The sequence below is a fragment of the Acinetobacter sp. ABJ_C4_1 genome (assembly GCF_044538495.1).
GTDB classification, from domain to species: domain Bacteria; phylum Pseudomonadota; class Gammaproteobacteria; order Pseudomonadales; family Moraxellaceae; genus Acinetobacter; species Acinetobacter nosocomialis_A.
Genome location: NZ_JBIUCQ010000010.1, coordinates 67,752 through 90,790 on the forward strand (window position 1 = coordinate 67,752; position 23,039 = coordinate 90,790).

The 23,039-nt window shown below is 37.8% G+C and carries 21 protein-coding genes and 1 tRNA gene; 11 read left to right on the forward strand and 11 right to left on the reverse strand.

Annotated elements, in window-relative coordinates:
• Positions 1-190: 190 nt before the first annotated feature.
• Together ACIF8R_RS12850 and ACIF8R_RS12855 are read right to left on the reverse strand one after the other, a co-directional pair.
• The gene (locus ACIF8R_RS12850; RefSeq protein WP_396481137.1) at positions 191-1,495 is read right to left on the reverse strand and encodes a DcaP family trimeric outer membrane transporter; all 1,305 of its coding nucleotides are present in this window, start codon (positions 1,493-1,495) and stop codon (positions 191-193) included.
• Between the two features lie 543 nt (positions 1,496-2,038).
• On the reverse strand, positions 2,039-3,286 hold the full coding sequence (locus tag ACIF8R_RS12855; RefSeq protein WP_396481139.1) for an MFS transporter: 1,248 nt from the start codon (positions 3,284-3,286) through the stop codon (positions 2,039-2,041).
• Positions 3,287-3,413: 127 nt separating this feature from the next.
• Here ACIF8R_RS12855 and ACIF8R_RS12860 point away from each other — a divergent pair, with 127 nt between their 5' ends.
• The 4 genes from ACIF8R_RS12860 to ACIF8R_RS12875 all read left to right on the forward strand — a co-directional run bounded on the left by ACIF8R_RS12860 (position 3,414) and on the right by ACIF8R_RS12875 (position 6,475).
• Positions 3,414-4,040, forward strand: coding sequence for a lysophospholipid acyltransferase family protein (locus ACIF8R_RS12860; RefSeq protein WP_396481141.1), 627 nt, complete (start codon positions 3,414-3,416; stop codon positions 4,038-4,040).
• Between the two features lie 67 nt (positions 4,041-4,107).
• Entirely contained in the window at positions 4,108-5,025 is a 918-nt protein-coding gene (locus ACIF8R_RS12865) for a patatin-like phospholipase family protein (RefSeq protein ID WP_396481143.1), read from the forward strand.
• 105 nt (positions 5,026-5,130) lie between these two features.
• The gene (locus tag ACIF8R_RS12870) at positions 5,131-5,592 is read left to right on the forward strand and encodes an NfeD family protein (RefSeq protein ID WP_004705839.1); all 462 of its coding nucleotides are present in this window, start codon (positions 5,131-5,133) and stop codon (positions 5,590-5,592) included.
• A gap of 28 nt (positions 5,593-5,620) precedes the next feature.
• Positions 5,621-6,475, forward strand: coding sequence for an SPFH domain-containing protein (locus ACIF8R_RS12875; RefSeq protein WP_002051299.1), 855 nt, complete (start codon positions 5,621-5,623; stop codon positions 6,473-6,475).
• Positions 6,476-6,543: 68 nt separating this feature from the next.
• On the opposite strand, the gene ACIF8R_RS12880 is transcribed toward ACIF8R_RS12875, so the two are convergent.
• The 3 genes from ACIF8R_RS12880 to prpF all read right to left on the reverse strand — a co-directional run bounded on the left by ACIF8R_RS12880 (position 6,544) and on the right by prpF (position 9,231).
• Positions 6,544-6,912, reverse strand: coding sequence for an MmcQ/YjbR family DNA-binding protein (locus ACIF8R_RS12880; protein ID WP_396481146.1), 369 nt, complete (start codon positions 6,910-6,912; stop codon positions 6,544-6,546).
• A gap of 59 nt (positions 6,913-6,971) precedes the next feature.
• On the reverse strand, positions 6,972-7,883 hold the full coding sequence (locus ACIF8R_RS12885; protein WP_000097114.1) for a polyprenyl synthetase family protein: 912 nt from the start codon (positions 7,881-7,883) through the stop codon (positions 6,972-6,974).
• Between the two features lie 160 nt (positions 7,884-8,043).
• A complete protein-coding gene (gene prpF, locus ACIF8R_RS12890; protein WP_396481148.1) occupies positions 8,044-9,231 on the reverse strand; it encodes a 2-methylaconitate cis-trans isomerase PrpF in 1,188 nt (395 codons plus the stop codon).
• 379 nt (positions 9,232-9,610) lie between these two features.
• Here prpF and ACIF8R_RS12895 point away from each other — a divergent pair, with 379 nt between their 5' ends.
• A complete protein-coding gene (locus ACIF8R_RS12895; protein ID WP_004885437.1) occupies positions 9,611-10,966 on the forward strand; it encodes an amino acid permease in 1,356 nt (451 codons plus the stop codon).
• 75 nt (positions 10,967-11,041) lie between these two features.
• Positions 11,042-11,114, forward strand: a tRNA-Arg gene (locus ACIF8R_RS12900).
• A 13-nt stretch (positions 11,115-11,127) separates the two neighbouring features.
• Here the strand turns inward: ACIF8R_RS12900 and hchA are convergent.
• The 4 genes from hchA to ACIF8R_RS12920 all read right to left on the reverse strand — a co-directional run bounded on the left by hchA (position 11,128) and on the right by ACIF8R_RS12920 (position 15,118).
• Positions 11,128-12,003: a glyoxalase III HchA gene (gene hchA, locus ACIF8R_RS12905; protein ID WP_396481150.1), complete on the reverse strand. Its 876-nt coding sequence runs from the start codon at positions 12,001-12,003 to the stop codon at positions 11,128-11,130.
• Positions 12,004-12,203: 200 nt separating this feature from the next.
• Positions 12,204-13,202, reverse strand: coding sequence for an NAD(P)H-quinone oxidoreductase (locus tag ACIF8R_RS12910; RefSeq protein WP_396481151.1), 999 nt, complete (start codon positions 13,200-13,202; stop codon positions 12,204-12,206).
• A gap of 46 nt (positions 13,203-13,248) precedes the next feature.
• Positions 13,249-14,142 (reverse strand): AraC family transcriptional regulator N-terminal domain-containing protein, encoded by an 894-nt coding sequence (locus ACIF8R_RS12915; protein WP_396481153.1) that lies wholly within the window; start codon positions 14,140-14,142, stop codon positions 13,249-13,251.
• A 157-nt stretch (positions 14,143-14,299) separates the two neighbouring features.
• Complete coding sequence (locus tag ACIF8R_RS12920; RefSeq protein WP_017393864.1) at positions 14,300-15,118, reverse strand: undecaprenyl-diphosphate phosphatase; 819 nt, start codon at positions 15,116-15,118, stop codon at positions 14,300-14,302.
• A 344-nt stretch (positions 15,119-15,462) separates the two neighbouring features.
• Here ACIF8R_RS12920 and ACIF8R_RS12925 point away from each other — a divergent pair, with 344 nt between their 5' ends.
• Both ACIF8R_RS12925 and ACIF8R_RS12930 read left to right on the forward strand, forming a co-directional pair.
• Positions 15,463-16,263: a PaaX family transcriptional regulator gene (locus ACIF8R_RS12925; protein ID WP_396481155.1), complete on the forward strand. Its 801-nt coding sequence runs from the start codon at positions 15,463-15,465 to the stop codon at positions 16,261-16,263.
• A 106-nt stretch (positions 16,264-16,369) separates the two neighbouring features.
• A complete protein-coding gene (locus tag ACIF8R_RS12930; RefSeq protein ID WP_396481157.1) occupies positions 16,370-17,362 on the forward strand; it encodes a fatty acid desaturase family protein in 993 nt (330 codons plus the stop codon).
• A gap of 43 nt (positions 17,363-17,405) precedes the next feature.
• Here ACIF8R_RS12930 and ACIF8R_RS12935 read toward each other — a convergent pair whose 3' ends face one another.
• On the reverse strand, positions 17,406-18,440 hold the full coding sequence (locus tag ACIF8R_RS12935) for an AraC family transcriptional regulator ligand-binding domain-containing protein (protein WP_396481159.1): 1,035 nt from the start codon (positions 18,438-18,440) through the stop codon (positions 17,406-17,408).
• 157 nt (positions 18,441-18,597) lie between these two features.
• Between ACIF8R_RS12935 and ACIF8R_RS12940 the strand changes: the two genes are divergently transcribed.
• Entirely contained in the window at positions 18,598-19,296 is a 699-nt protein-coding gene (locus tag ACIF8R_RS12940; RefSeq protein WP_396481161.1) for an NAD(P)H-dependent oxidoreductase, read from the forward strand.
• 598 nt (positions 19,297-19,894) lie between these two features.
• Positions 19,895-21,394, forward strand: coding sequence for an outer membrane protein transport protein (locus ACIF8R_RS12945; RefSeq protein WP_263614489.1), 1,500 nt, complete (start codon positions 19,895-19,897; stop codon positions 21,392-21,394).
• 57 nt (positions 21,395-21,451) lie between these two features.
• Here the strand turns inward: ACIF8R_RS12945 and thrH are convergent, their stop codons facing one another.
• Positions 21,452-22,069, reverse strand: coding sequence for a bifunctional phosphoserine phosphatase/homoserine phosphotransferase ThrH (gene thrH, locus ACIF8R_RS12950; protein WP_002051289.1), 618 nt, complete (start codon positions 22,067-22,069; stop codon positions 21,452-21,454).
• Between the two features lie 184 nt (positions 22,070-22,253).
• Here thrH and ACIF8R_RS12955 point away from each other — a divergent pair, with 184 nt between their 5' ends.
• On the forward strand, positions 22,254-22,988 hold the full coding sequence (locus tag ACIF8R_RS12955) for a phosphoadenylyl-sulfate reductase (RefSeq protein WP_213034573.1): 735 nt from the start codon (positions 22,254-22,256) through the stop codon (positions 22,986-22,988).
• The last annotated feature ends 51 nt before the right edge of the window (positions 22,989-23,039 follow it).

Sequence of the window (23,039 nt, forward strand, 5' to 3'; positions counted from 1 at the left end):
CTCTGGTTACTACGACCTTTTTTTATGATCTTCTAATGTAAAAATCGAAACTTAAAAATGACTTAAATAATAGAATGATCGGTATAAACCATTTTGAATGGCTTTATGCTAGTTATCTATTCCAATTAAAAAATAAAAAAGTCGAGATTCACTTGAACCTCGACTTTTTCAGATGGAAAGCTTTGTGAAATTAGAAGCTATATTTAGCCATTAAACCAATACGGTTATCTTTGTAAGAGTTACCAGCAAAAGTATCACGTTTACCGTTTACATACTCAAGACCTAAATCAATTGGTTTAACAGGCGAATAAATAAAGTTAATCCATGCTTGTTGAACTTTTTCATTACCAGCTGTATATGCTTTTGCATAATCAGTGCCATCATCAGCAAATTCTGCACCGTACGCTAAAGTAGTACGTAAGTTAGGTAAGATTTTATAAGTACCACCTACTTGTACAGCGACAAATTTATTTTGCTCGATATTGTTATTTACTAAAGTATAGGCAGCGTTACTACCGTATAAATAGCTGCTATCACCAACTACATATGAAACATCAGCAAAAAGCTTTAAAGGATCAGAAACTTTGAAGTCTGTACCTGCAGCAATACCCCAGCCAGTTTTATTATCATCACCAAGTGACGATTTATAGTTTTCAACTAAAGCACGAGCTGACGCAGAACCTTTACCGTTTGCATAACCTTGAGTAATTTTAGCAGTTAATGCAGGTAAGCTATATTTAATGCTGTCACCTGTTGCCGCAGAAGTGCTATCGCCTTTTTCAGCAGAAACAAACAATTGTGTAGCTGGGCCTAACTTGTAGCCATAACGTACTTGTGGCACACGCTTAGTACCACCACCAACGTTTGTCGAGAAATCGATCATTTCTGGTGCATGGTTAGACAAGAAGTTAGATGTCGTTTGACCGAATAACCAATCATTATACGTCACATAAGCATGACGAATACGTAATGAGCCATTTGAGTCTGTTGTTGAACCAGCAAAATCAACTTCGAGCTTACCGCCTACTTTAGCATCACCAACAGGGGTATTAAAATCTAAACCAAGACGTGTAGTTTTAGCTGTCGCACGTAATTTATCGTGTGTTTTCCCATCAGTCTTACTAACGTCAGCAAAGTCGTTATCCGCACCTTCGATGATATAGTTAGCGTCACCACGAACAAAACCATAAAGGTTCACATCAGCACCAGCTTTAGATTTAAAACCTGCTAATGGAGAAGCTGGCGCAGCAACAGGCTGAGGCTGTGCTTTAACTTCCGCTAATTGTACCTGCTGTTGTTGCTGTACTTGTTGCTGCTGCTGTTGTACTTGGCGCTGTTCTTTAACTAATGCTTTTAATGCTTCAACTTCTTGACGAAGTTTTTGAATTTCCTCTTTTTCAGAGGTTGCCGCATTTGCCCCACTCATCATTAAAGCTGTTACTGTAATAGCTAAACTTTTAACAACAAACGATTTACGATTAAGGAATAGATCCATCAAAAACTCCTAAAAATATATTTTATGTTGCTTATCCATGCCAAGTTGATTCGTGTGACCATTGAGCACAAAAAAACCAACTATCCTCCAAATTTGATTGCATTAATTTTATTACCGCAATCAAAACCAATTTTAACGCTGGGTAAGATAAAAAGTTCCAAATTAAAAGAATCAAAACAGACTTTTGTTTACAGAACCTTTACCTTGACTTCATGTTGTAACGAATCCTACACAACTCTCTTATCTTATAGAATGATTAAATCATTATTTCATTATTCTTTTTTAGACTTTAGGCTAATATACCGTCTAATTGAATATTCTTTTACCCATGTTAATTGATTCACATGATTTTTCTTGTTATTCGCATCCCTTTTTCTCCTTCTAGCTTCCATTTGCTACCCAAACAAGATGGCACAATTAATAGGCCATTTGAATAGCTAAAAATATACATTTTCAAAAGAATGACTAAAGGCACAAGTACAATTTTTCAGCATGGCTTAACCTGATTTAAGTCTCTTTATTTCATCAACTTAATGTCATTTTTTATACAGTCTTTGTACCTTTCCATATGTACATGGGAATTAAAAAGAGTACTCCGACACTGACAATACATATCAAATAATGGTAATAACCAAGCGCATCCCCAATGACACCACTCAAGGTATAAAGACCACCACTTACTGTCGCCATGACCGAAACTTGGAAAGTAAAATCAGTGCCTGCATAGTTCTTTCGGCTGTAATGCATGACTAAGGTTAACATTACAACCAGTAGCATGGCGGCAAAGGCATCTTCTAAAGCATTTATAGTATAGATAAGCCATGCATTTATTTTTATCTTTTGCCCATAAGCATAGGCCAAATAAACATACGCACCTAAACTCATGATTTTTAATATTGAAAAACTAATTAATGTAGTTGGCCTAGAAAAATACTTTAATACCCATCCTGCAATAAATGCTCCCACTAAAGCGGCTACAGCGCCTAGCATAGTGATGTAAACACCAATTTGGGTAAAACTTAATCCCATATCAACCATTAAGGGTTTGAGTAACGGCCCAGCTAAGCCATCTGCCACTTTAAAAGTGATGAGTACCATTAACCAAGAACGAAGTTCTTTATTTTGAGAAAAATAACTCAAATAAGCCTTAATTTTTGTGACTAAATTTGGCTGGCTAGGTTCATTAGTAGAATGAGAACTATGAAGAGGTTCTTTAAATAGTAAAACTGGTAGAGTATTGATAAAGACTAAAGCAGCTAATAATAAAAATGTCGGCTGCCATGATAACCAGTCTAGACACCACAGCACAGCTCCCCCACCCACGATAAAACCAAGCCGAGAACCTACCACTTGAAAAGTATTTCCCCAGTGCTGCTGATCGTGTTGCAATAAATTGACAGCTAAAGCATCGGTAGCAATATCTTGCGTTGCGCCTGTTAAGTTCATAAATAACAGTGCAATAAAAAACGTAAATAGATAAATAGGCTGATCTAAAGCCTGAATCGGGAAAAAAGATAAAATACAAAGTACACCCACCGTGAGAAACTGGGTAGGTAAAATCCAGCTACGATAATGCCCTAAGCGTGAAATCGCATGTCGATCTACCCACGGTGCCCAAAATATTTTGATTGACCAAGGCAACATGAGCAGCCCAAAACCACCAATATGGGCAAGTGATACACCTTGAGCTCTTAATATTACGGGCAAAGCATGGGTCATAAACCCCACAGGTAAGCCTTGTGCCCAATATAAGGAAAATAGCAAAAGATAAAGATTTTGCTGTCGGAACATATATACCTACTTTTATTTCTTTATGCGGTAATAACATGAAATACCATGCGTGGTCTTACATTTTGCCAATGAAGCACAGATTTCAAAAGATTAAGATAAAGCAAAGGATGATTTAAAACTTAAAAATATGGAACAACATTTTCCCAATCTACCGTCTCAGGTTCCTCAACGTGGTAATGCTTTAAGTCGAGCATTATTTAAGAAACTCTTTTTGGCACAAGGCTGGACCATAGAAGGTGACGTTCCCAACTTTCCTAAAGCAGTAGCTATTATTTCTCCCCATACATCTAATATTGATGGTTGGTATGGTTTCTTGGCTATTTTTGGACTCGGTATTCAAATTACGGTGTTGGGTAAAGATAGTTTATTTAAGCCACCGTTTAAACGCGCTCTAGATTGGGCAGGTGTTATTCCTGTAAAACGTGACTCTGCTAATGGTCTGACTGAACAAGTGGTTGCCACTATTCAGCACTATGACAAAATCTGGATTGGCATGGCGCCTGAAGGCACACGTAAGAAAGCAAAAAAAATGAAGAGTGGCTTTTACCATATTGCTGCAAAAGCCAATATTCCGATTGTAATGTTTTCTTTTGATTATGATCGCAAGACTATTCATTGCTTAGGCTATTTAATACCTAGTGGAAACTATGAGGAAGATCTCGCCAAGATTTTTGAGCGCTATAAAGGAAAAATATCACCCAAAAATCGTAATTGGCTTGCGGAACCTTTACAAAATCTTGTGAAAAAAACCTAGCAAAAATTAAACGAATCTGGTCTGATGGGCCATCTTAATTTATCTTGCCATAGATTGTTTTTCAAAGATGAAAATTGCTCAATTTGCCAGTATCGGATTTATCTCTTTAGCCCTATTCGGCTGTGATAAGTTCAGCAAAACACCAACATCGACCACTTCAGTTAAAGCACGCGAACCAGTGATCGCACTTGCCTTAGGAGGCGGTGGAGCAAAAGGATTTTCACATATTGGTGTTATCAAGGTCTTAGAATCACATGGTATTAAACCTAAAATTGTTACAGGTACAAGTGCCGGCAGTTTTGTAGGAAGTATCTATGCCAGCGGACAAACACCTTATCAGCTCCAAAATCTTGCACTTAAATTGCAAGAATCTGATATTCGTGATTTAACGCTTAATCGCCAAGGTATTATTCTTGGGCAAAAGCTACAGGACTACGTGAACCGTAACGTGGGTAACAAACCTATTGAGAAATTCCCAATTCGTTTTGCAGCAGTAGCAACCCGTCTTGATAATGGTCAAAAAGCTGACTTTATTAAAGGTAATGCAGGTCAAGCCGTACGCGCGTCTTGTAGTATTCCAAACGTATTTGTTCCTGCCACTATTGGTAATCAAAAATACGTAGATGGTGGTTTAGTTAGCCCAATTCCTGTAAAAACAGCACGTGATATGGGTGCCGATATTGTGATTGCGGTTGATATTTCAGCGCGTCCAGCAGGTAATCGCCCAGCCAATATGTGGGGTTTACTTGATCAAACCATTAATATTATGGGGCAACAAAGTATTAATGAAGAGTTAAAGCAAGCCAATGTAGTGATCCAGCCTAAAGTTGGGCACTTAGGTACACTCGATTTGAAATCAAGCAATGAAGCTATTTTAGAAGGTGAAAAAGCTGCTCAAGCACAAATACGTCAAGTTGAAACTGCAATTGCGAATTTCAAAAAATCTCCAGCCGCATTTAAGCCAGCACCACGTCCTAAATTTTAATTGAGGTGGTTTTTTTCTATCCACACCTACCATCATCTGCTACAGTGGTAAAAGTGATATGAGATCACTTTTACCCATCATAAAGATATATAAAAGAGCAGATCTATGGAGTTTGTTGTAGAACCTTGGCACTGGTTTGTATTGGGTATCTTACTTATTCTTTCTGAGCTGATTATCCCTGCTTTTGCCGCTCTCTGGTTTGGTATTGCAGCCATTATGGTTTGCTTTCTCTATTGGCTATTTCCAGATATTAGCCTGACAACACAAATTGTATTGTGGATTATTTTATCGGTGCTATGCACTATTCTTTGGTTCAAATTTATTAAACCTTTGTCGATTGATAAAACTAAAGCGGGTTTACCTCGTGAAGCCACCATTGGGCAAATTGGTATGGTGATTCAAACCGAACTCGCTCATGACCAAATTATTGTTCGTTTCCCTATGCCTATTTTAGGGGCCGATGAATGGAACTGTCGAAGCACCACCCCTGTGAAAGTTGGTGATCGGGTTCGAGTCATTGATATTTCGGGTAATGACTTAATTGTTCAGCCCCACAGTACTTCATAAACATTAAAGATAAAGAGAGGTTATTTTCATGCCAGTTGGTACCATTATTGTTTTAGCCTTTTTGGCTTTTGTCGCAGTTACCATTTTTAAAGGGGTGCGTATTGTTCCTCAAGGTTACAAATGGATTGTTCAGCGTTTAGGCAAATATCATTCCACGCTTAATCCGGGGCTTAACTTCGTTATTCCTTATATTGATGACGTAGCTTATAAAGTCACTACTAAAGATATTGTGCTTGATATTCCGTCTCAAGAAGTGATTACCCGTGATAATGCTGTATTACTTATGAATGCTGTAGCCTATATCAACTTGACTACTCCAGAAAAAGCAGTGTATGGCATTGAAAACTATACTTGGGCAATTCAAAACCTTGTACAGACTTCACTTCGTTCAATTGTCGGTGAAATGGATCTAGATGATGCTTTATCATCTCGAGATCACATTAAAGCGAAGCTCAAAGCTGCGATTTCTGATGATATTTCCGATTGGGGTATCACGTTAAAAACTGTAGAAATTCAAGATATTCAGCCATCTTCAACCATGCAAGCTGCTATGGAAGCGCAAGCTGCTGCTGAACGTCAACGTCGTGCCACAGTAACCAGAGCTGATGGTGAAAAACAAGCTGCAATTTTAGAGGCTGATGGTCGTTTAGAAGCATCCCGCCGTGATGCAGAAGCACAAGTTGTCTTAGCAGAAGCATCTCAAAAAGCGATTGAAATGGTAACAAGCGCAGTGGGAGATAAAGAAACACCTGTTGCTTACCTACTAGGTGAACAGTACGTTAAAGCAATGCAAGACATGGCGAAATCAAGCAATGCCAAAACTGTTGTGTTACCTGCCGATGTTTTAAATACAATTCGTGGCATTATGGGAAAGCATAATTAATTTAATTGCTTTAAATAAGTCATTGAAATAAAAACGGCGACAGTAAGTCGCCGTTTTTATATTAAGTATTATTGGTTATTTAATCTTTTCTGATCTTTCAAAGGGAGCTTTTTTACAACCAAGTCATAAGAATCGCGAATCAAGTCTTGAAGTAAATCCCGAGTTAAGTTTTTATGGGGAGTAATGGAAATCCAGTGTTTTTTATTCATGTGGTAACCTGGGATAATAAATGAATAAAGTTCCTGATATTCCTGACTTTTGTAAGGGTCACATTTGACATTAATCATTTTTACGCCAGACACTTCCACTGTCAGCATAAACATTTTTTCTAAAATTTTAAAAACTTCATACTCTGGACCAAATGGATGAGTTTGCTCACTAAAAGGAAGATTACACGCAATCTCTATCGCGACTTGGTGGAGCTGATCACCATTCATTCTTATCTCCTTTATTCATTAAATATGAATATAAGCAGGATTATTAATTTAGTTTTTTATTAGTTAGTCCGGGCTAAAAGGAATTGTGAAATCTCAACTAATTCTTTTGCATTTTCACCAAAATGCGCTAAAGCTTCAAAAGCTTGGTCATGCAACTCTTTTGCATAAACCTGTGCTTGCTCAAGTCCCATTAAAGCAGGATAAGTCGACTTTTGTACTTGTTCATCCTTACCCGCAGTTTTACCTAAAGTTTCAGTGCTTGAGGTAATGTCCAAAATATCATCTTGCACCTGAAAAGCCAGTCCAATTGCTTGTCCATATTGGCGTAATTTCGGAATTGCCTGATCTGTTCCAGAGAAAATTGTCACTGCACCCATCATAATGGCAGCCTGAATAAGCGCTCCCGTTTTATTGCGGTGGATATTTTCTAGTTCATCTTGAGAAATTTGTTTAGCTTCAGCTTGTAGGTCTAAAACCTGCCCACAAACCATTTTAGAGCTGGCTGTTGCTAAAATTTGAATTTGCTTTAATACAATTGCAGCATCAGTTCCCTGCCCTTGTTCATCAAACAAACGGCTACCTAAAACCTCAAAAGCCATCGACTGTAAAATATCGCCTGCAAGTAAAGCGGTATCTTCACCAAATGCTACATGGCAAGTTGGCTGACCACGACGAAGTAAATCATTGTCCATACAAGGCAAATCATCATGCGCTAGCGAATAACAATGAATAAGTTCAACCGCAACCGCCGCACGGCGAGCAGCCGCAAAATTTGGATTGTCTTGTAAAGAAGCTGTGGCGTAACACAAAGCTGGGCGCACACGTTTTCCACCAAGCATAACTGCATGGTGTACTGCGCTTTTTAAAGGTTCAGGAATTGAAAATGCAGCGAGTGTCGTCAATAAATCTTGTTGAATACGTTGTTGAGCTTGTTTTAAAACATCCGCATTAACTTGAGAGAGTGATGACACAGTCGCCTCGTAAAATCAGTAGAGAAATTTTATTAAATGTTATGAAACATTCATGTACTACATCATACACGATTCGTTGTGAAAAGTGCGTGATGAGTTATGGATGTCACATGCAAAAGAGCCTCTCTATAGTAGAGAGGCTCTTTCATTTAAATAACTTTTAGAAACTGTCGCCCGGAACGCGTACCCAACCTTCCATTAAGACACGTGCACTACGGCTCATAATGGCTTTTTTCACAACCCATTGGCCATTCGTAAGTTCGGCTTGAGCACCAACACGTAATGTTCCAGAAGGATGTCCAAAACGCACTGCTTCACGCTCTCCACCACCAGCTGCTAAATTTACCAATGTGCCCGGAATAGCAGCTGCCGTACCAATTGCTACAGCTGCTGTACCCATCATGGCATGGTGTAATTTACCCATCGACAAAGCACGAACCAGTAAGTCGACATCATTTTCTGAAACATTCTTACCACTAGATGCCGTATAGTTTTTCGGTTTAGAGACAAAAGCAATTTTTGGTGTGTGCTGACGCGCAGCTGCTTCTGAAATATCTTTAATTAAACCCATCTGAACTGCACCATACGCACGAATTTTTTCAAAACGTGCCAGCGCAGTTGCATCACTATTGATATGATCTTGCAACTCTGTACCTTGGTATCCTAAATCTTCTGCATTTAAGAAAATGGTTGGAATACCTGCATTAATAAATGTCGCTTGGAAACGACCAATATCAGGAACATCTAGTTGGTCAACAACATTCCCTGTTGGGAACATATCGCCGCCTTCTTCACCATCATCGGCAGGATCTAAGAACTCAATTTGAACTTCAGCGGCAGGGAAAGTCACCCCATCCAGTTCAAACTCACCAGTTTCTTGAACTTGACCATTGGTAATAGGCACATGTGCAATAATGGTTTTCTGAATATTTTTTTGCCAGATTCGAACCGTGCATAGGCCATTTTCTGGAATACGATCTGCATCAACCAAACCATTTGAAATCGCAAATGAGCCAACCGCAGCAGTTAAATTACCGCAGTTACCGCTCCAGTCCACAAAAGGCTGATCAATTGAAACCTGCCCAAACAAATAGTCGACATCATGATCTGGCTGTGTGCTTTTAGCCAGAATAACGGTTTTGCTTGTACTCGAGGTCGCTCCACCCATTCCATCAATTTGTTTTCCATAAGGATCTGGGCTACCGATGACACGTAGTAAGAGGTGATCTCTTGCTTGACCTGCCACCTGAGCTCTTTCCGGCAAATCATCAAGTTTAAAAAAGACACCTTTACTAGTTCCACCACGCATATAGGTTGCTGGAATTTTAATTTGCGGTACTGAGCTCATATCAACTGTTATCCTTACTATTGTGTTTTTATATCTCGAAACAAACAGACTTGTTTAGTCATCCGCTTCATCTTAAATCGTTTTGTGATCTAGAGATAGCGTTATGCTTTTATACATCAATCGTATTGACGCAAACTTATTTTGAGAATTTAGATTCATGCTCACAATGACCGAATTAAGCAAAATCATGAAAAAAAGAGTCTATCAAAAAATATATTTTTAGAATATTTTTCAATCATTTTTGAATTATTAAAAGCAAGTTAATGATTTTAAATATTTTTTAGTGTTACTTTTCAGTCACCGCTTGTTAATTTGTAGTCTAGGCTAAAATAAATCCATCTATTAGAATAATTTACTTATTCATAGTGAGTGAAGACCTTTGACCAACGAATCTTCTACACTGCAACGAGGACTAAAAAATCGACATATCCAATTAATTGCTATGGGTGGAGCAATTGGTACCGGATTATTTTTAGGCTCGGCGCAAGTGATTCAATCTGCGGGACCATCCATTATTTTAGGATATGCCATTGGTGGCTTAATTGCTTTTTTAATTATGCGCCACCTGGGAGAAATGATTGTTGAAGAACCTGTTGCAGGATCGTTCAGCCATTTTGCTTATAAATATTGGGGTAAATTTCCCGGATTTTTAGCTGGATGGAATTATTGGATACTCTACGTTCTGGTCGCAATGAGCGAACTTACTGCGGTAGCCAAATATATTAATTATTGGTGGCCTCATATTCCAGCGTGGACGTCTGTCTTATTTTTCTTTGTCGTGATTACGGCAATTAACCTAACAAACGTCAAATTTTATGGTGAGTCCGAATTCTGGCTCGCTATTATTAAAGTTGTTGCGGTTATCTCAATGATTGTTTTTGGACTGTATTTGCTATTTACAGCGGATGTAGGTTCAAGCATTTCATTTAGCAACCTTTGGACACATGGCGGATTTTTTCCAAATGGCTTTAGTGGCCTGTTCTACATGTTGGCTTTCTTGATGTTCGCCTTTGGTGGTATTGAACTGATTGGTATGGCTGCGGCAGAAGCAAAAGATCCGAAAAAAACCATTCCAAAAGCAATTAACCAAGTTGTTTTCCGTATCTTGATTTTCTATATCGGTTCATTGGCAATTTTACTTTCTTTAGTGCCATGGAACCAATTAGACCTTGGCGGTCTCGATAAAAGTCCATTTGTTATGATTTTTAGTCAAATGGGTATTGGTTGGGCTGCACACTTACTTAACTTTATTATTTTAACCGCTGCCCTTTCTGTTTATAACAGTGGGATGTTTGCCAATAGCCGTATGCTTTACGGTTTAGCTCAACAAGGTAATGCGCCAAAAATTTTCAAGAAAGTAAATAAACAAGGTGTACCTGTACCAGCAGTTTTATTATCTGCATTACTCATTTTTGGCTGTGTTCTTTTAAATTACTTTGTACCTGAAAACGCCCTAAGCCACTTAATGTACATTGTAGTTGGAGCATTGGTATTAAACTGGGCGATGATCAGTATGACTCACCTTAAGTTTAAATCAGCAATGAAAAAACTCGGTCAAAAAACTCACTTTCCTGCACTTTGGGCACCATTTAGTAACTATTTGGTTTTAGGTTTCATTGCTGTTGTACTCTACATCATGTGGAGCCAAGGCTTTAAAGAATCAGTGATGATGATTCCGATCTGGATTGTTCTTATGTTTATTTTGTTTAAAGTACTGAATGCTAAAGAACAATAATCTGAACGCTTGTACTTAAAACATAAAAAGCCATTGTCTAGACAATGGCTTTTTTGTTTATAATCAGAAAATTATGCGCCCTTAGCTTAACTGGATAGAGCAGTTGCCTCCTAAGCGACCGACGTGGGTTCGAGTCCCGCAGGGCGCACACATTTAATCACTTAATCCTTCACTTCAGCCAACAATGTTTCGGCTGCAAGTTTGCCTAAATTATTAGAAGCAAGCGGACTATCTCCTGTGAGTAATTTACGATCTCTATAGCATTGCCCTGTAATACCAGTGTTCAAAATCTTCACACCAAGTTTTTCAAGGTTCTCACCGACTAACCACGGTAAGGCCCCGGGCATATAACCAATATCAATATTTGCACCCTTATCTAGTGAGTCAGGGAATACACAAATTTGATAATCTTTAAAAATATAATTCTCAGGCTGTTCATCTACCGCCGCAGCAAGTAACGAAGCTGGTCCATGACATAAAGTAATAATAAATTTGTTTTGTTCAACTGCCCATTTAAGAACTTTTTTTACATCTAAGCTATATGGAATCTTAGCTAAAACACCATGCCCACCCGGAATAAATACAGCTGCGTATGGTGAGTTTTCCCCCACTGCATTTTCTAAAATATCGGCAAGTTTTAGTGGATTTTTTAATTTATCTGCATATTTCTGGAAAGTATCTAATACCACTTGTTCTTGCTTTGGCATTGCCCACATTTCAAGTTTGGCTGGATTACCGGAAAGTGTCGCAACGTCAATTTCAAAACCAGCATTATCTAAATGGAACATTGGCAAAAGCATTTCTACTGGATGATTTCCTGTAGAAAAAAACTTACCGTTTTGCATCTGGATATAACGCTCATCAGTTGCAATCATTAAGACCTTTTTATTGCCCGTATACGGCGTTGGGTAGGTGGTACCATCGTAATCTGTTTTAGGTGAAGTATATTGGCTCAGTGAGTATGGTGATGGGAAGAATGCATTATCTTCTGCCAAATCTGGAGTTGGATTTTTATCATTTGATGCTGGGGTATTCATTGTTACCATCCTTTAGAATTGAAGAACGAAATAACAGCTTTAAGCCACTTATTATTTCTTAGTACATGTATATTCAGATCAAGAAACTGGTGCAACGCGCCAATAGAATTTGGCAATTTTTATATAGAAATAGGCACAACAAACAATTAGAACTTAAGTTTAGGCAAACCTGTTGTTCACCTAAACTGCCACAGATTAAATTAGGTATTGATTTCTAAAACGATCTTTCCAATATGGTCGCCTTGCTCCATACATGCATGGGCACTTTGTACATCTGAAAAATCATAGGTTTTATAGATTTGTGGTAAACACTTGCCTTGCGCCAATAATGGCCACACATGTTCATGTAAGGACTGAGCAATCTGGGCTTTTTCTTGGCTATTACGTGCTCGCATGGTTGAGCCAGTAATGGTTGCACGTTTTAAAATCAGTTTTTGTAAATCAAATTCTTTTGCAATTCGACCGCCCATAAAACCAATAATGACCAGTCGACCATCACGTTTTAATAGATTTAAGTTTTTCGAGAAATACGAACCACCCACAATATCCAAAATCACATCAACACCTTGGTCTTGGGTGTGTTTCAAAATTTCTTGCTCAAAATCTTGGGTTTTATAGTTAATTGCAGTCGTTAAGTTAGAGAGTGCTGCAACTTTATCTTCACTTCCAACTGTAGCAAAAGTTTTAATCCCTAAAGCATTGCAAATCGCTAAAGCTGTGGTCCCAATACCACTTGCACCACCATGAATCAGTGCTGTTTGGTTTTCTTTTAAACGGCCAATATCAAACAGATTTGCCCAAACTGTAAAGAATGTTTCCGGAATCGCAGCAGCTTGAGTAAATGTTAGATTCTCAGGTATTGGCAATACTTGAGTTGCAGTTACCGCACAGTATTCTGCATACCCGCCACCATTGGTTAAAGCGCAAACCTTGTCTCCAACTTTGAACTGTTGCACCTGTTCACCTACAGCAACTACCACCCCAGCGACTTCCAGTCCCGGAATTTGCGTAACACCTTTTGGCATTGGGTATAAACCCATACGCTGCAATACGTCTGGACGATTAATTCCAGCAGCTTTTACCTCAATTAACACTTCATCTACTTGAGGAACTGGAACATCTGAATCTTGAAGTTTTAAGACCTCAGGTCCGCCGGGAACCGTAATTTCAACAATTTTCATAGTTGTTGGAAGACTCATTGATATGCTCCATGTTTGGTTTATATTTTAAATGTATTGATTTACTTTAATTCATTGAAGATTTAGGTGGAACTCCAAACAGCCGTTTGAACTCTCGACTAAACTGTGAGGCACTTACATACCCTACCTGATAGGCAGCTTCCGCAACACCCATTTGATTATTTAGGATTAAATCACGTGCCTTATGTAATCGAGTAATTTTGATGTACTGTAATGGAGAATAGTTCGTGACTTTCTTAAACGCTTGATGAAAAAGAGAGACACTCATTCCTGCTTGTTTAGCAAGTTCCTGAACTGTTAAATTGTAATAATAATCTCTTTGAATAATTTCACAAATTGTATAAATCACACTATTTCGACTTATCATAGCCGAAAGATTTTCGATTAAATCACGACTACCTGCCTGCAAAACCCGATAAATAAGCTCTCGTTTTATCTGCTCTCCCAATATCGCAGTATCTTGTTTAGAACGAAGTAAATTCAATAAGCGTAAAGCAACCTCAGATATTACCGTGTTCATGTCTATAATATTTAAACCACAACTGAGCTTTACATCTCTGTTTTCAAGCTCATCTATAGATGACTGCTGCTCTTTATTCATTTTAGTGGCTAAATCAGCCATCATTTGCGCTTCAAACTTAATCGCAATTGCCAGCATCGGTTCATTTTCAACCCATGTATCGCAGTCAAAAGGTATAGCAATCGAGATGAGTAAACACTGGCCTTGTTGAAACTGAAAAGTTTCTTTTCCGATATATCCACGCTTTACGCCCTGTATGACTAAAACAATTGAAGGCTCTTGTAATACAGCGACAGGCTGTGTGGAATGATCAACCCTCATAAGGGTGATATTTGAAATATAAGTGGGGTATAGCCCTTCTTGAGGAGCTAAATATAAAAAAGCCTCTACCAAACTTTTCATCAAATCATTCTGTTGCATCGCTTTATTTTTACGGGCTATTTAAGATTTACTATATCAATCAAACTAAAAGGGAAAAGTATTTCTTGGTAGTACTTTGTATAAATAAGCATATTAAAGCTATTTTTAGGCATAAAAAAACCTAGAAGACTCTAGGTTTTTATATTCAATCTAATGATTAAGCAGATAAGTTAAAGAACATTGCTGCAATCAAAATAATGACACCGAGCACAATACGGTACCAAGCAAATACACGTAGAGTGTGACGTTCAACAAAAAGTACCAGTGCCTTGACTACAAATAAAGCTGCAATAAATGCTGCAACGAAACCAACACCAATATTAATCATATTGTCTGAGGTCAACACATCAGCATTTTTAATTAAGTCAAATGTAGCAGCACCTAACATGGTCGGCATTGCAAGGAAGAACGAAAACTCTGTTGCAGCTTTACGTGATAAACCTGCAAACATCCCGCCTACAATTGTCGCACCTGAACGAGAAGTTCCTGGAATCATCGCAACACATTGAGCAAGGCCGACTAAAAGTGCCTGCTTAAACGTGATTTTTGTCGCATCTAATGTTTTATGCTCAAACTGTTTAGATTCAACCCAGAAAATAATGAGTGCACCGACAATGAGGGCAATCGCAACCACAATTGGGCTAAACAAAACGCTTTTAATAAAATCGACGGCTAAAACACCAATAATCACTGCTGGGAAAAAAGCAATTAATACACTAAAAGCGAAATGACGCGACTCTACATCGCCACTAAAGAAGCCTTTAATCAAGTTAATAATTTTTTGTCGATATAACCAGCACACTGCCAAAATAGCACCTAACTGGATCACTACTTCGAATACACGACCACCATCTGAATGGAAATCGATAATATGACCAAATAAAATCAAATGGCCAGTACTGGAAATTGGTAAAAATTCAGTTAAACCTTCAACAAACCCTAGAAATAGTGCTTTTATAACTTCAAAATTTTCCATCACTTGCTCAAAAAGTTAATCACTAGAAAGGTCTAAAAATTTGTTTTATATCATGGATAAGCCAACCCTTTGGCCTAACTCATGTTCAATATCAGATCATTTCTAGCATTTTGGTTATTGCCTTTAATTAAAGGCCGATTATTTAAAGTGCAATAATGTATCACATCATTATGACAAACTTAGGTTAACTATCGTAAAAAGATAAAATCTAATCAATAACAAATCGTCTTCTAGTTATAAATAAAAGCTCTCACGCTCAAGCAATCCAACAAACCATCTAAAAACATCAAATAAACATGATATTATTTCAAGCATATGTCATTTATATTTAAAATTTAAACAGAATGAAAAATACTAAAATCAACGCACGTCATTTGATTATCGATCTCTTTCTTTCCTCTGCGTACCCTCAGCTTACGATTAAACAAATTTTGGTGGCTGCCAAACTGTTTAACTTAAGTGAAAACGGTATTCGAGTTGCGACAACCCGTTTATTAAATGAAGGTATGATCGAAAGCGTAGAACGGGGAATCTATCAACTTTCACCTTCTACGAAAGATTGGGCAAAAGTAATTCTCAATCGTAAAACTGGTATTAAACAAACTAAAGAATGGCAGCAACATTATCTTACTGTGTTTACAGGCACACTGGGTCGTATAGACCGAACTGCTCTTAAAAAACGTGAACGTGTACTGCGTCAATTTGGTTTTAAAGAATTAGAAACAGGTATTTACATCCGCCCAGACAATTTAGCTTATAGTTTTGAAAAAACCTGTGAGGAGCTTGTTTTAGCTGGACTAGAGAAAGAAGCAAAAATTTGTATTATTCAGCATTTCGAGCCATCAACGCTTAAGCAAATTTTTTCTTTATGGGATACCAAACAACTCGAAAAAAATTATGAAATGTATAGTCGAGATATCACACACTGGCTTGAAAACTATACTCATCTCTCCTTAAATGATGCTGCAGTTAAAGCCCTTCTTTTAGGTAGGGAAACGATTGCTTTACTCATGAATGATCCCCTATTACCAGCACCATTTGTAAATGAGTCTGCGCGTAATCAATTTGCTCGAGATGTACAACAGTTAGACGCGATCGGTCAAAAACTTTGGAAAAAAATATATGAACAAGAATTAAATCTATAGTCATCTGATTTATTTTTTTACAAACAAATATTTCATTTTTTAAATTTTTATGACTATAGTTGTAATATAAAATATAGATACCGAACTCTAATTTGGGAGAATAAAAATGAATACACAGGTGAGTGTTACGGACCTATTTAGTAGAGAAGAAATACAAGAGCTTACAGAACCTTCAGATATCTATGGTGCTTGGGCTGTTGCTAGCACATGGGCTGTTATTGGCGGAACATTCGCTAGCTTAATCATGATGTGGGATTACTTACCGAGTTGGGGTAAATTATTAGCATGTATGCTTGCCTTAGCAATCTTGGCAGGCCGTCAGTTATGTCTCGCAATTTTAATGCACGACGCGTCTCACAAAAGTCTATTCAAAAATAAGAAAATAAATGATTTCGTAGGTGAATGGCTATGCGCCCGCCCCATCTGGAATGATCTTCAAAAATATCGTGTACACCATGTTCGTCACCATGCAAAAACATCTACTCCAGATGACCCAGATCTTTCTTTAGTTGCTGGCTTTCCTGTTAGTAAAAAGTCTCTGACTCGTAAATTCTTACGCGACTTAACAGGTATGACTGGCTTAAAGTTTAGCTTAGGTCGAGTTTTAATGGATCTGGATGTCATGAAATGGACTGTTGCTAATGATCAAATCTGGTTAGACCGCAGTCATAAAAATTTTGCTGACTATGCAAAGAGTATTGCAAAAAACAGTACAGGCGCTATTGCAACCAATCTGGCACTTTATGGTGTTCTAAAAGTATTTGGTCAGCAACGTTTTTATTGGTTATGGCCTCTGGCTTATTTAACCCCATTCCCACTTTTTTTACGTATTCGCTCTATGGCAGAACATGCTGGAATGCAAACCAGCAATACTGCTTTAACCAATACTCGAACAACACGAGCTGGGTGGATCGCGAGAAGTTTTGTTGCACCAATCCACGTAAACTACCATATGGAACATCATTTAATGGCTTCTGTGCCATATTTTAAATTACCGCGTATGCACAAAGTACTAAGAGAACGTGGTCATGTTCCAGTCCCGCCTAGCTATTTTGAAGTGATTCATTCACTTTCATCAAAACAAGAATCATCAACTTAATGCATATTTTAGAAGACCACTTTCAAATTTGTGGTCTTCTAGATTATTCAAGTATCTCTAAATTTTTTAGTTTTAACTGAGTTTGATAATACTTCGGTGTCACTCCCATCCAGCGTTTAAAAGCGCGGGTGAAATGAGATGTATCTGCATAACCTAAACTTAAGGCCACAGTTTCAATTGATGTTGAACTATTTTCTAAAAGATTATGCGCATGTTCTTTTCGAGTTAAATCAACTAATGCTGAAAAACTTGTATTCTCAGTTGCCAAATAACGCTGTAGGCTCCGTTCTGACATATTCATCATATGAGCGACTTGCTTAACTTTTAACATTTCCCCCTGACTATTCATCAATAATTTTTTAATTACGTGGCTAATTTCTGCTTTCCATCCGCTGCGTAACTTCAATTTATCTATATCTTTTTTACACTGTGCTTTCAGTAAAGGTGCAAGCATCGGGTCGGCCGTTAGGATAGGCTGCGATAAATATTCTTTTGGAAAAATCCAGGCATTATGTTTTTCATTAAATGAACAATTTACACCCAATTCGTCTTTTAGTTTTGTAAAACTGACGGGTTCAGACATATTTAACTTAACGGTACCTAAAGAAGATAATCCTGTTAGATGCTTCGCGATTTGAACAAAACCTAATAACAAAAAAATAGTAGCATCTGGACTCAACTGAAAAGCTTTCAATGGCTGGCGTATAGACCAGTAAATATAATCTTGTTCTTGTTTTAACTCTGGCTTAAATGCATCACAACGTGATCCAATAAATTGTTCAAGTGTTTTTAGGGCTTCTTCTAAATTGGCACAGACCATGGCCGCCATACCCACCGAACCATAACAAGATGCTTTCATTTCCAAAGCCAAATAACCCGCTAATGCTGGCTCATGAGTGAGTTCAATAGCGCGTTCAAGAAGTTTGTTTAAAGCATTAAATTCAACATACCAATAGGGTTTGGTTAATTGTTCTAATGTTATACTACTTCCATTTAGAAGCTGATCACCAGAGATATTCCAGCGCTTAACCATATCGACTAATAAATTAATATAAGTTCCAGGTAATTCTGGATTCATGCGTGGTCCATTAGCAATCATAATTGTGGCGTCAAATGGTAAAAACTGTCAGTTCATGAACTATGCCACGTTTTTAAATTGATGCATAGTTGTTCAAAATAGAATCCAGTGAATCGCACTAGACAACACAATTTCTGAAAAGAATACAGGTCACCTTATGAATATCCTGATTGTTCATGCTCATCCAGAGTCACAGTCTTTTACAGCTTCATTAAAAACAACAGCTCAGCAAACCTTTAAAAAGTTGGGTCATCATGTAGAAGTTTCTGACTTGTATGCAATGCAGTTCAACCCTGTAGCTTCTAAAGAGGATTTTTTAGAACTCAATCAGCCCGACTATTTCAACTACGCATTAGAACAACGTAATGCCATCAAGCAAAACCTTTTAGCATCTGATATTCAAGCGGAAATTGAAAAGGTAAAACGAGCAGATTTGATCATTTTAAACTTTCCTCTTTACTGGACCTCTGTCCCAGCCATTTTAAAAGGATGGATTGATCGCGTATTCGTTTCAGGACTTTTTTATGGCGGAAAGCGCTTTTATAACCATGGCGGTATGGCGGGTAAAAAAGCGATGCTCTGTTTAACACTGGGCGGTAGAATGCATATGTTTGGCGAGAACTCTATTCACGGACCAATAGAACATTATCTATCACCTATTCAACGCGGTACCTTAGCTTATACTGGCTTTGAAGTTCTTCCACCATTCATTGCCTATCATGTACCTTATATTAGCCAAGAAGCACGAGAAACCATTCTTGAGGACTATATAACGTACCTTACTCACCTCGACCAGCTCGAACCTTTAAAGTTTCCCAAACTTGAAGAATTTGATGAAAAGTTATATCCCCTTTAATGCTATGTTTTAGCTCTAAAAGTAGAATAACCAGACCTATTTTTCATTTTTGGTTATTCTTTTAAGTTATAGAGAATTAGAAGTAGTCATTAAACCGCCCTAAAAATTGATCAAATGGTCAAAAAATTTGCTCAATTTTCACTTGTTATTTAGGAATATAAAACTTAATCAATAATATACACATGTAAAAAAACTAGACTTATCCAGTAAAGATGATAACTAATACTCAATTCATAACCAATCAATTCATATTTTTACAAAAAAATCTTTGACCATTTTTTTCGAATTTATGACAAAAATGTCATAAAAACAAAGCTTATTACTAATAGATAAAAAATATAAATATCAGTTATTTAAATTGGTTTATTAATGTAAATATTCCTTCATAATTCATCCTTTATTGACTTTTTTTGTATAAAAAGTGAGTACTCTTCAGTTCATATAACAGATTTACTCTTAGTGTAATTATGCTATTTTTGTTACATGGAGTTATCAAAGCTTTGAAACTTGTAATTAAAAGCTTTGAAGGCAACACAGTTTAAACGGTTTAACTCTGTTACTTTTAAAAAAATGTCTTGAAGTTCAAGGAAAGATTAAAATGAAATTAAAACATCTGAGCACTGCAATGATTTTAGCAACGCTGCCTGCAACTGGGGTTTTTGCGGCAGCTTTGGATCGCTCTGGACAATCGATGTCCGCATTTTTACAACCGAATAACTACTTCGAAGCAGGTATCACTATTTTAGATCCAACTGTAGAGGGTAAAGAAGCTGGGGTAAGTGCAACACGTCGTAATATTGACGATATGGGTAATGATTATTATTTCCCAAATGCCGCACTAAAATTACAACTCAACGATAAGTTTTCTTTTGGTTTACTTTACGACCAACCATTTGGAGCGGATGCTGAGTACAGTGGTCAGAATGTCTTTGTTTCTGACCCGTCTAATACTATTTTAGCTCCAGCAGCATTAGATACTATCCGTACAAATACTATTAATACAACTTTTAATAATTTAACAGCAAATCAACGTGTTGGCGCAGCTCTTCAAGCACAAGGGGTTAATTTATCTACTCCAGCAGGTCAAGCACAATTTGCAGCAACGCTAAATGCCTACAATAACGACCCAACGACTAAAGCAGTTATTGATGCTGGTGTAAAACAAGGCGTTGCAGCACAAGTAGATGCAGGTTTAAAGCGAGTCAACGGTTTGCTTGGAACTGGTAATACAAAAGTTAAAGTTGATACTCAAAACTTATCTTTTGTGTTTGGTTTCCAACCAACTCAAAACTGGAATATCTACGCGGGTGGTGTTTATCAAACGATCAAAGGAAATGTAAGTTTACGCGGGCAAGCTTATAGTATTTATAACGGTTATGATGCCGACATTAAAGAAACAGGTGGAGCGGGTTGGTTAGCTGGTGTTGCATATCAAATTCCTGAAATTGCACTTAAAGCTTCTTTAACTTATCGTTCTGAAATTGATCATGACGTAAATATTCGCGAAAAAATCCCTACTCTTCCAGCTTTATCACTTTTAGGACAAGATGCAGCTGCTGCTGCAATTGCGAATAGTTCAGCTGATACAACAATCACGACACCTCAATCAGTAAACTTTGATTTCCAAACAGGTATCATGGCAAATACTGTTGCATTTGCTAACGTACGTTGGGTGAACTGGAAAGATTTCGCGATTCAACCATACAAATTTGGCCAACTTTCACAAGTTGTTGGTCCTCTCGTTGGTCGTCCAAATGGTTTTAACTTAGTTGAATATTCAGACGATCAATGGACAGTGAATGCTGGTGTAGGCCGTAAACTTAACGATAAATGGGCAGGTAATGTCTCTGTAGGTTGGGATTCTGGCGCAGGTAACCCTGTAACTACATTAGGCCCAACAGAAGGTTACTGGAACGTAGGTGTAGGTGTTCAATATAGCCCTACTCCACAAACATTTATTGCTGGTGGTGTGAAATACTTCTGGTTAGGTGATGCTAAAGCACAAACTGGTGCCCAAGCTGGTAGCGATCAATATGTTGCAGAGTTCTCTGACAACAACGCGATCGCGTATGGTTTAAAACTTGGCTATAAATTCTAAGTTTCAAACTCATTCATATAAAAAAGGCGCTTAAAGCGCCTTTTTTATTGTCTATTCTTAAGCGGGAATATTACGCTGCGAAACTGAACGGATTGCTTCTTTCAACGCATCATAGCCATTAATTGCTGGGAACTGTGGAAACTCAGCTATGACATTTGCAGGTGCATCAAACAAGAAGCCATGGTCGGCTTCACCAAGCATCGTTGTATCGTTATAAGAGTCACCAGCAGCAATTACACGGAAATTTAAGCCATGAAGCGCTTTAACTGACTCACGCTTTTGATCTGGTTGGCGTAGTTTATAGGCCGTAATCATGCCATTTTCGTCAGTCTCTAATTTATGACAGAAAATTGTTGGCCAACCTAATTGCTTCATCAAAGGATGAGCAAACTCATAGAAAGTATCGGACAAAATCACCAGTTGGAAATGATTGCTCACCCATTCAACAAACTCTTTGGCGCCTGGTAGCGGTCCCATCTCGGCAATGACTTCTTGAATGTCGTTTAGGCCTAAACCGTGTTGTTTTAAAATATTCAGACGCTGAGTCATTAAAACATCATAATCTGGAATATCACGAGTTGTTGCTTCTAGTTCTTTAATCCCTGTTTTTTTTGCGAAATTGATCCAGATTTCAGGAACTAAAACCCCTTCAAGATCTAGGCATACGATTTCCATGAATGCTTCCAACGTTGGTTAAAAATTGCTGTATCATACCATTAAGATTTTCAGATTTGCGCTGTTATTGATCAAATCAATTTTATTCATAAGGATCGAAATTAAAGTGCTAAGCAATTTATTCGCTATCCTTTAGAATATTTTTCATAACTCAATGCGCCCAAGCCTTTTGCCAGGAACACCCATGACCGTTATTCCGACTATTGATATCGTTGATGCTCTCGCAGCTGAATATGCAGCTAAAAGCCCACGTGAGATTTTAGAACTTGCATTAAGCCAACAAGGTGAAATCGCAATTTCTTTCTCTGGAGCAGAAGATGTAGTCTTAATTGATATGGCTTCACGTTTGGGTAAGCCGTTCCGTGTCTTTAGTCTCGACACTGGTCGACTACATGCCGAAACTTATCAATTTATTGAAACTGTGCGTAAGCATTACAATATTAATATCGAGATTTGCTTTCCTGAATCTGAAGCTGTGCAAAGCATGGTGAATGAAAAAGGCTTATTTAGTTTCTTTAAAGATGGTCATCAAGAATGTTGTGGTATTCGAAAAGTTCAACCTTTACGTAAGAAACTTGCAACTTTAGATGGCTGGATTACAGGTCAACGTAAAGACCAAAGTCCTGGTACCCGTACGGAAATTCCTGTAGTACAAGCTGATGCTGGTTTCTCAGGCCCAGGCAAGCAACTCATTAAATATAACCCACTTGCGAACTGGTCTAGCGCCGATGTGTGGAGTTACATCCGTATGATGGAAATTCCATACAACCCTCTACACGAGCGTGGTTTTGTTTCTATTGGCTGTGAACCATGTACACGTCCAGTACTTCCGAACCAACATGAACGTGAAGGACGCTGGTGGTGGGAAGAAGCAACGCAAAAAGAATGTGGCTTACATGCAGGCAACTTAAAAAAATAGTCTGGTATAAAAAAACCACTGATGAATCAGTGGTTTTTTTTACAGTTATAT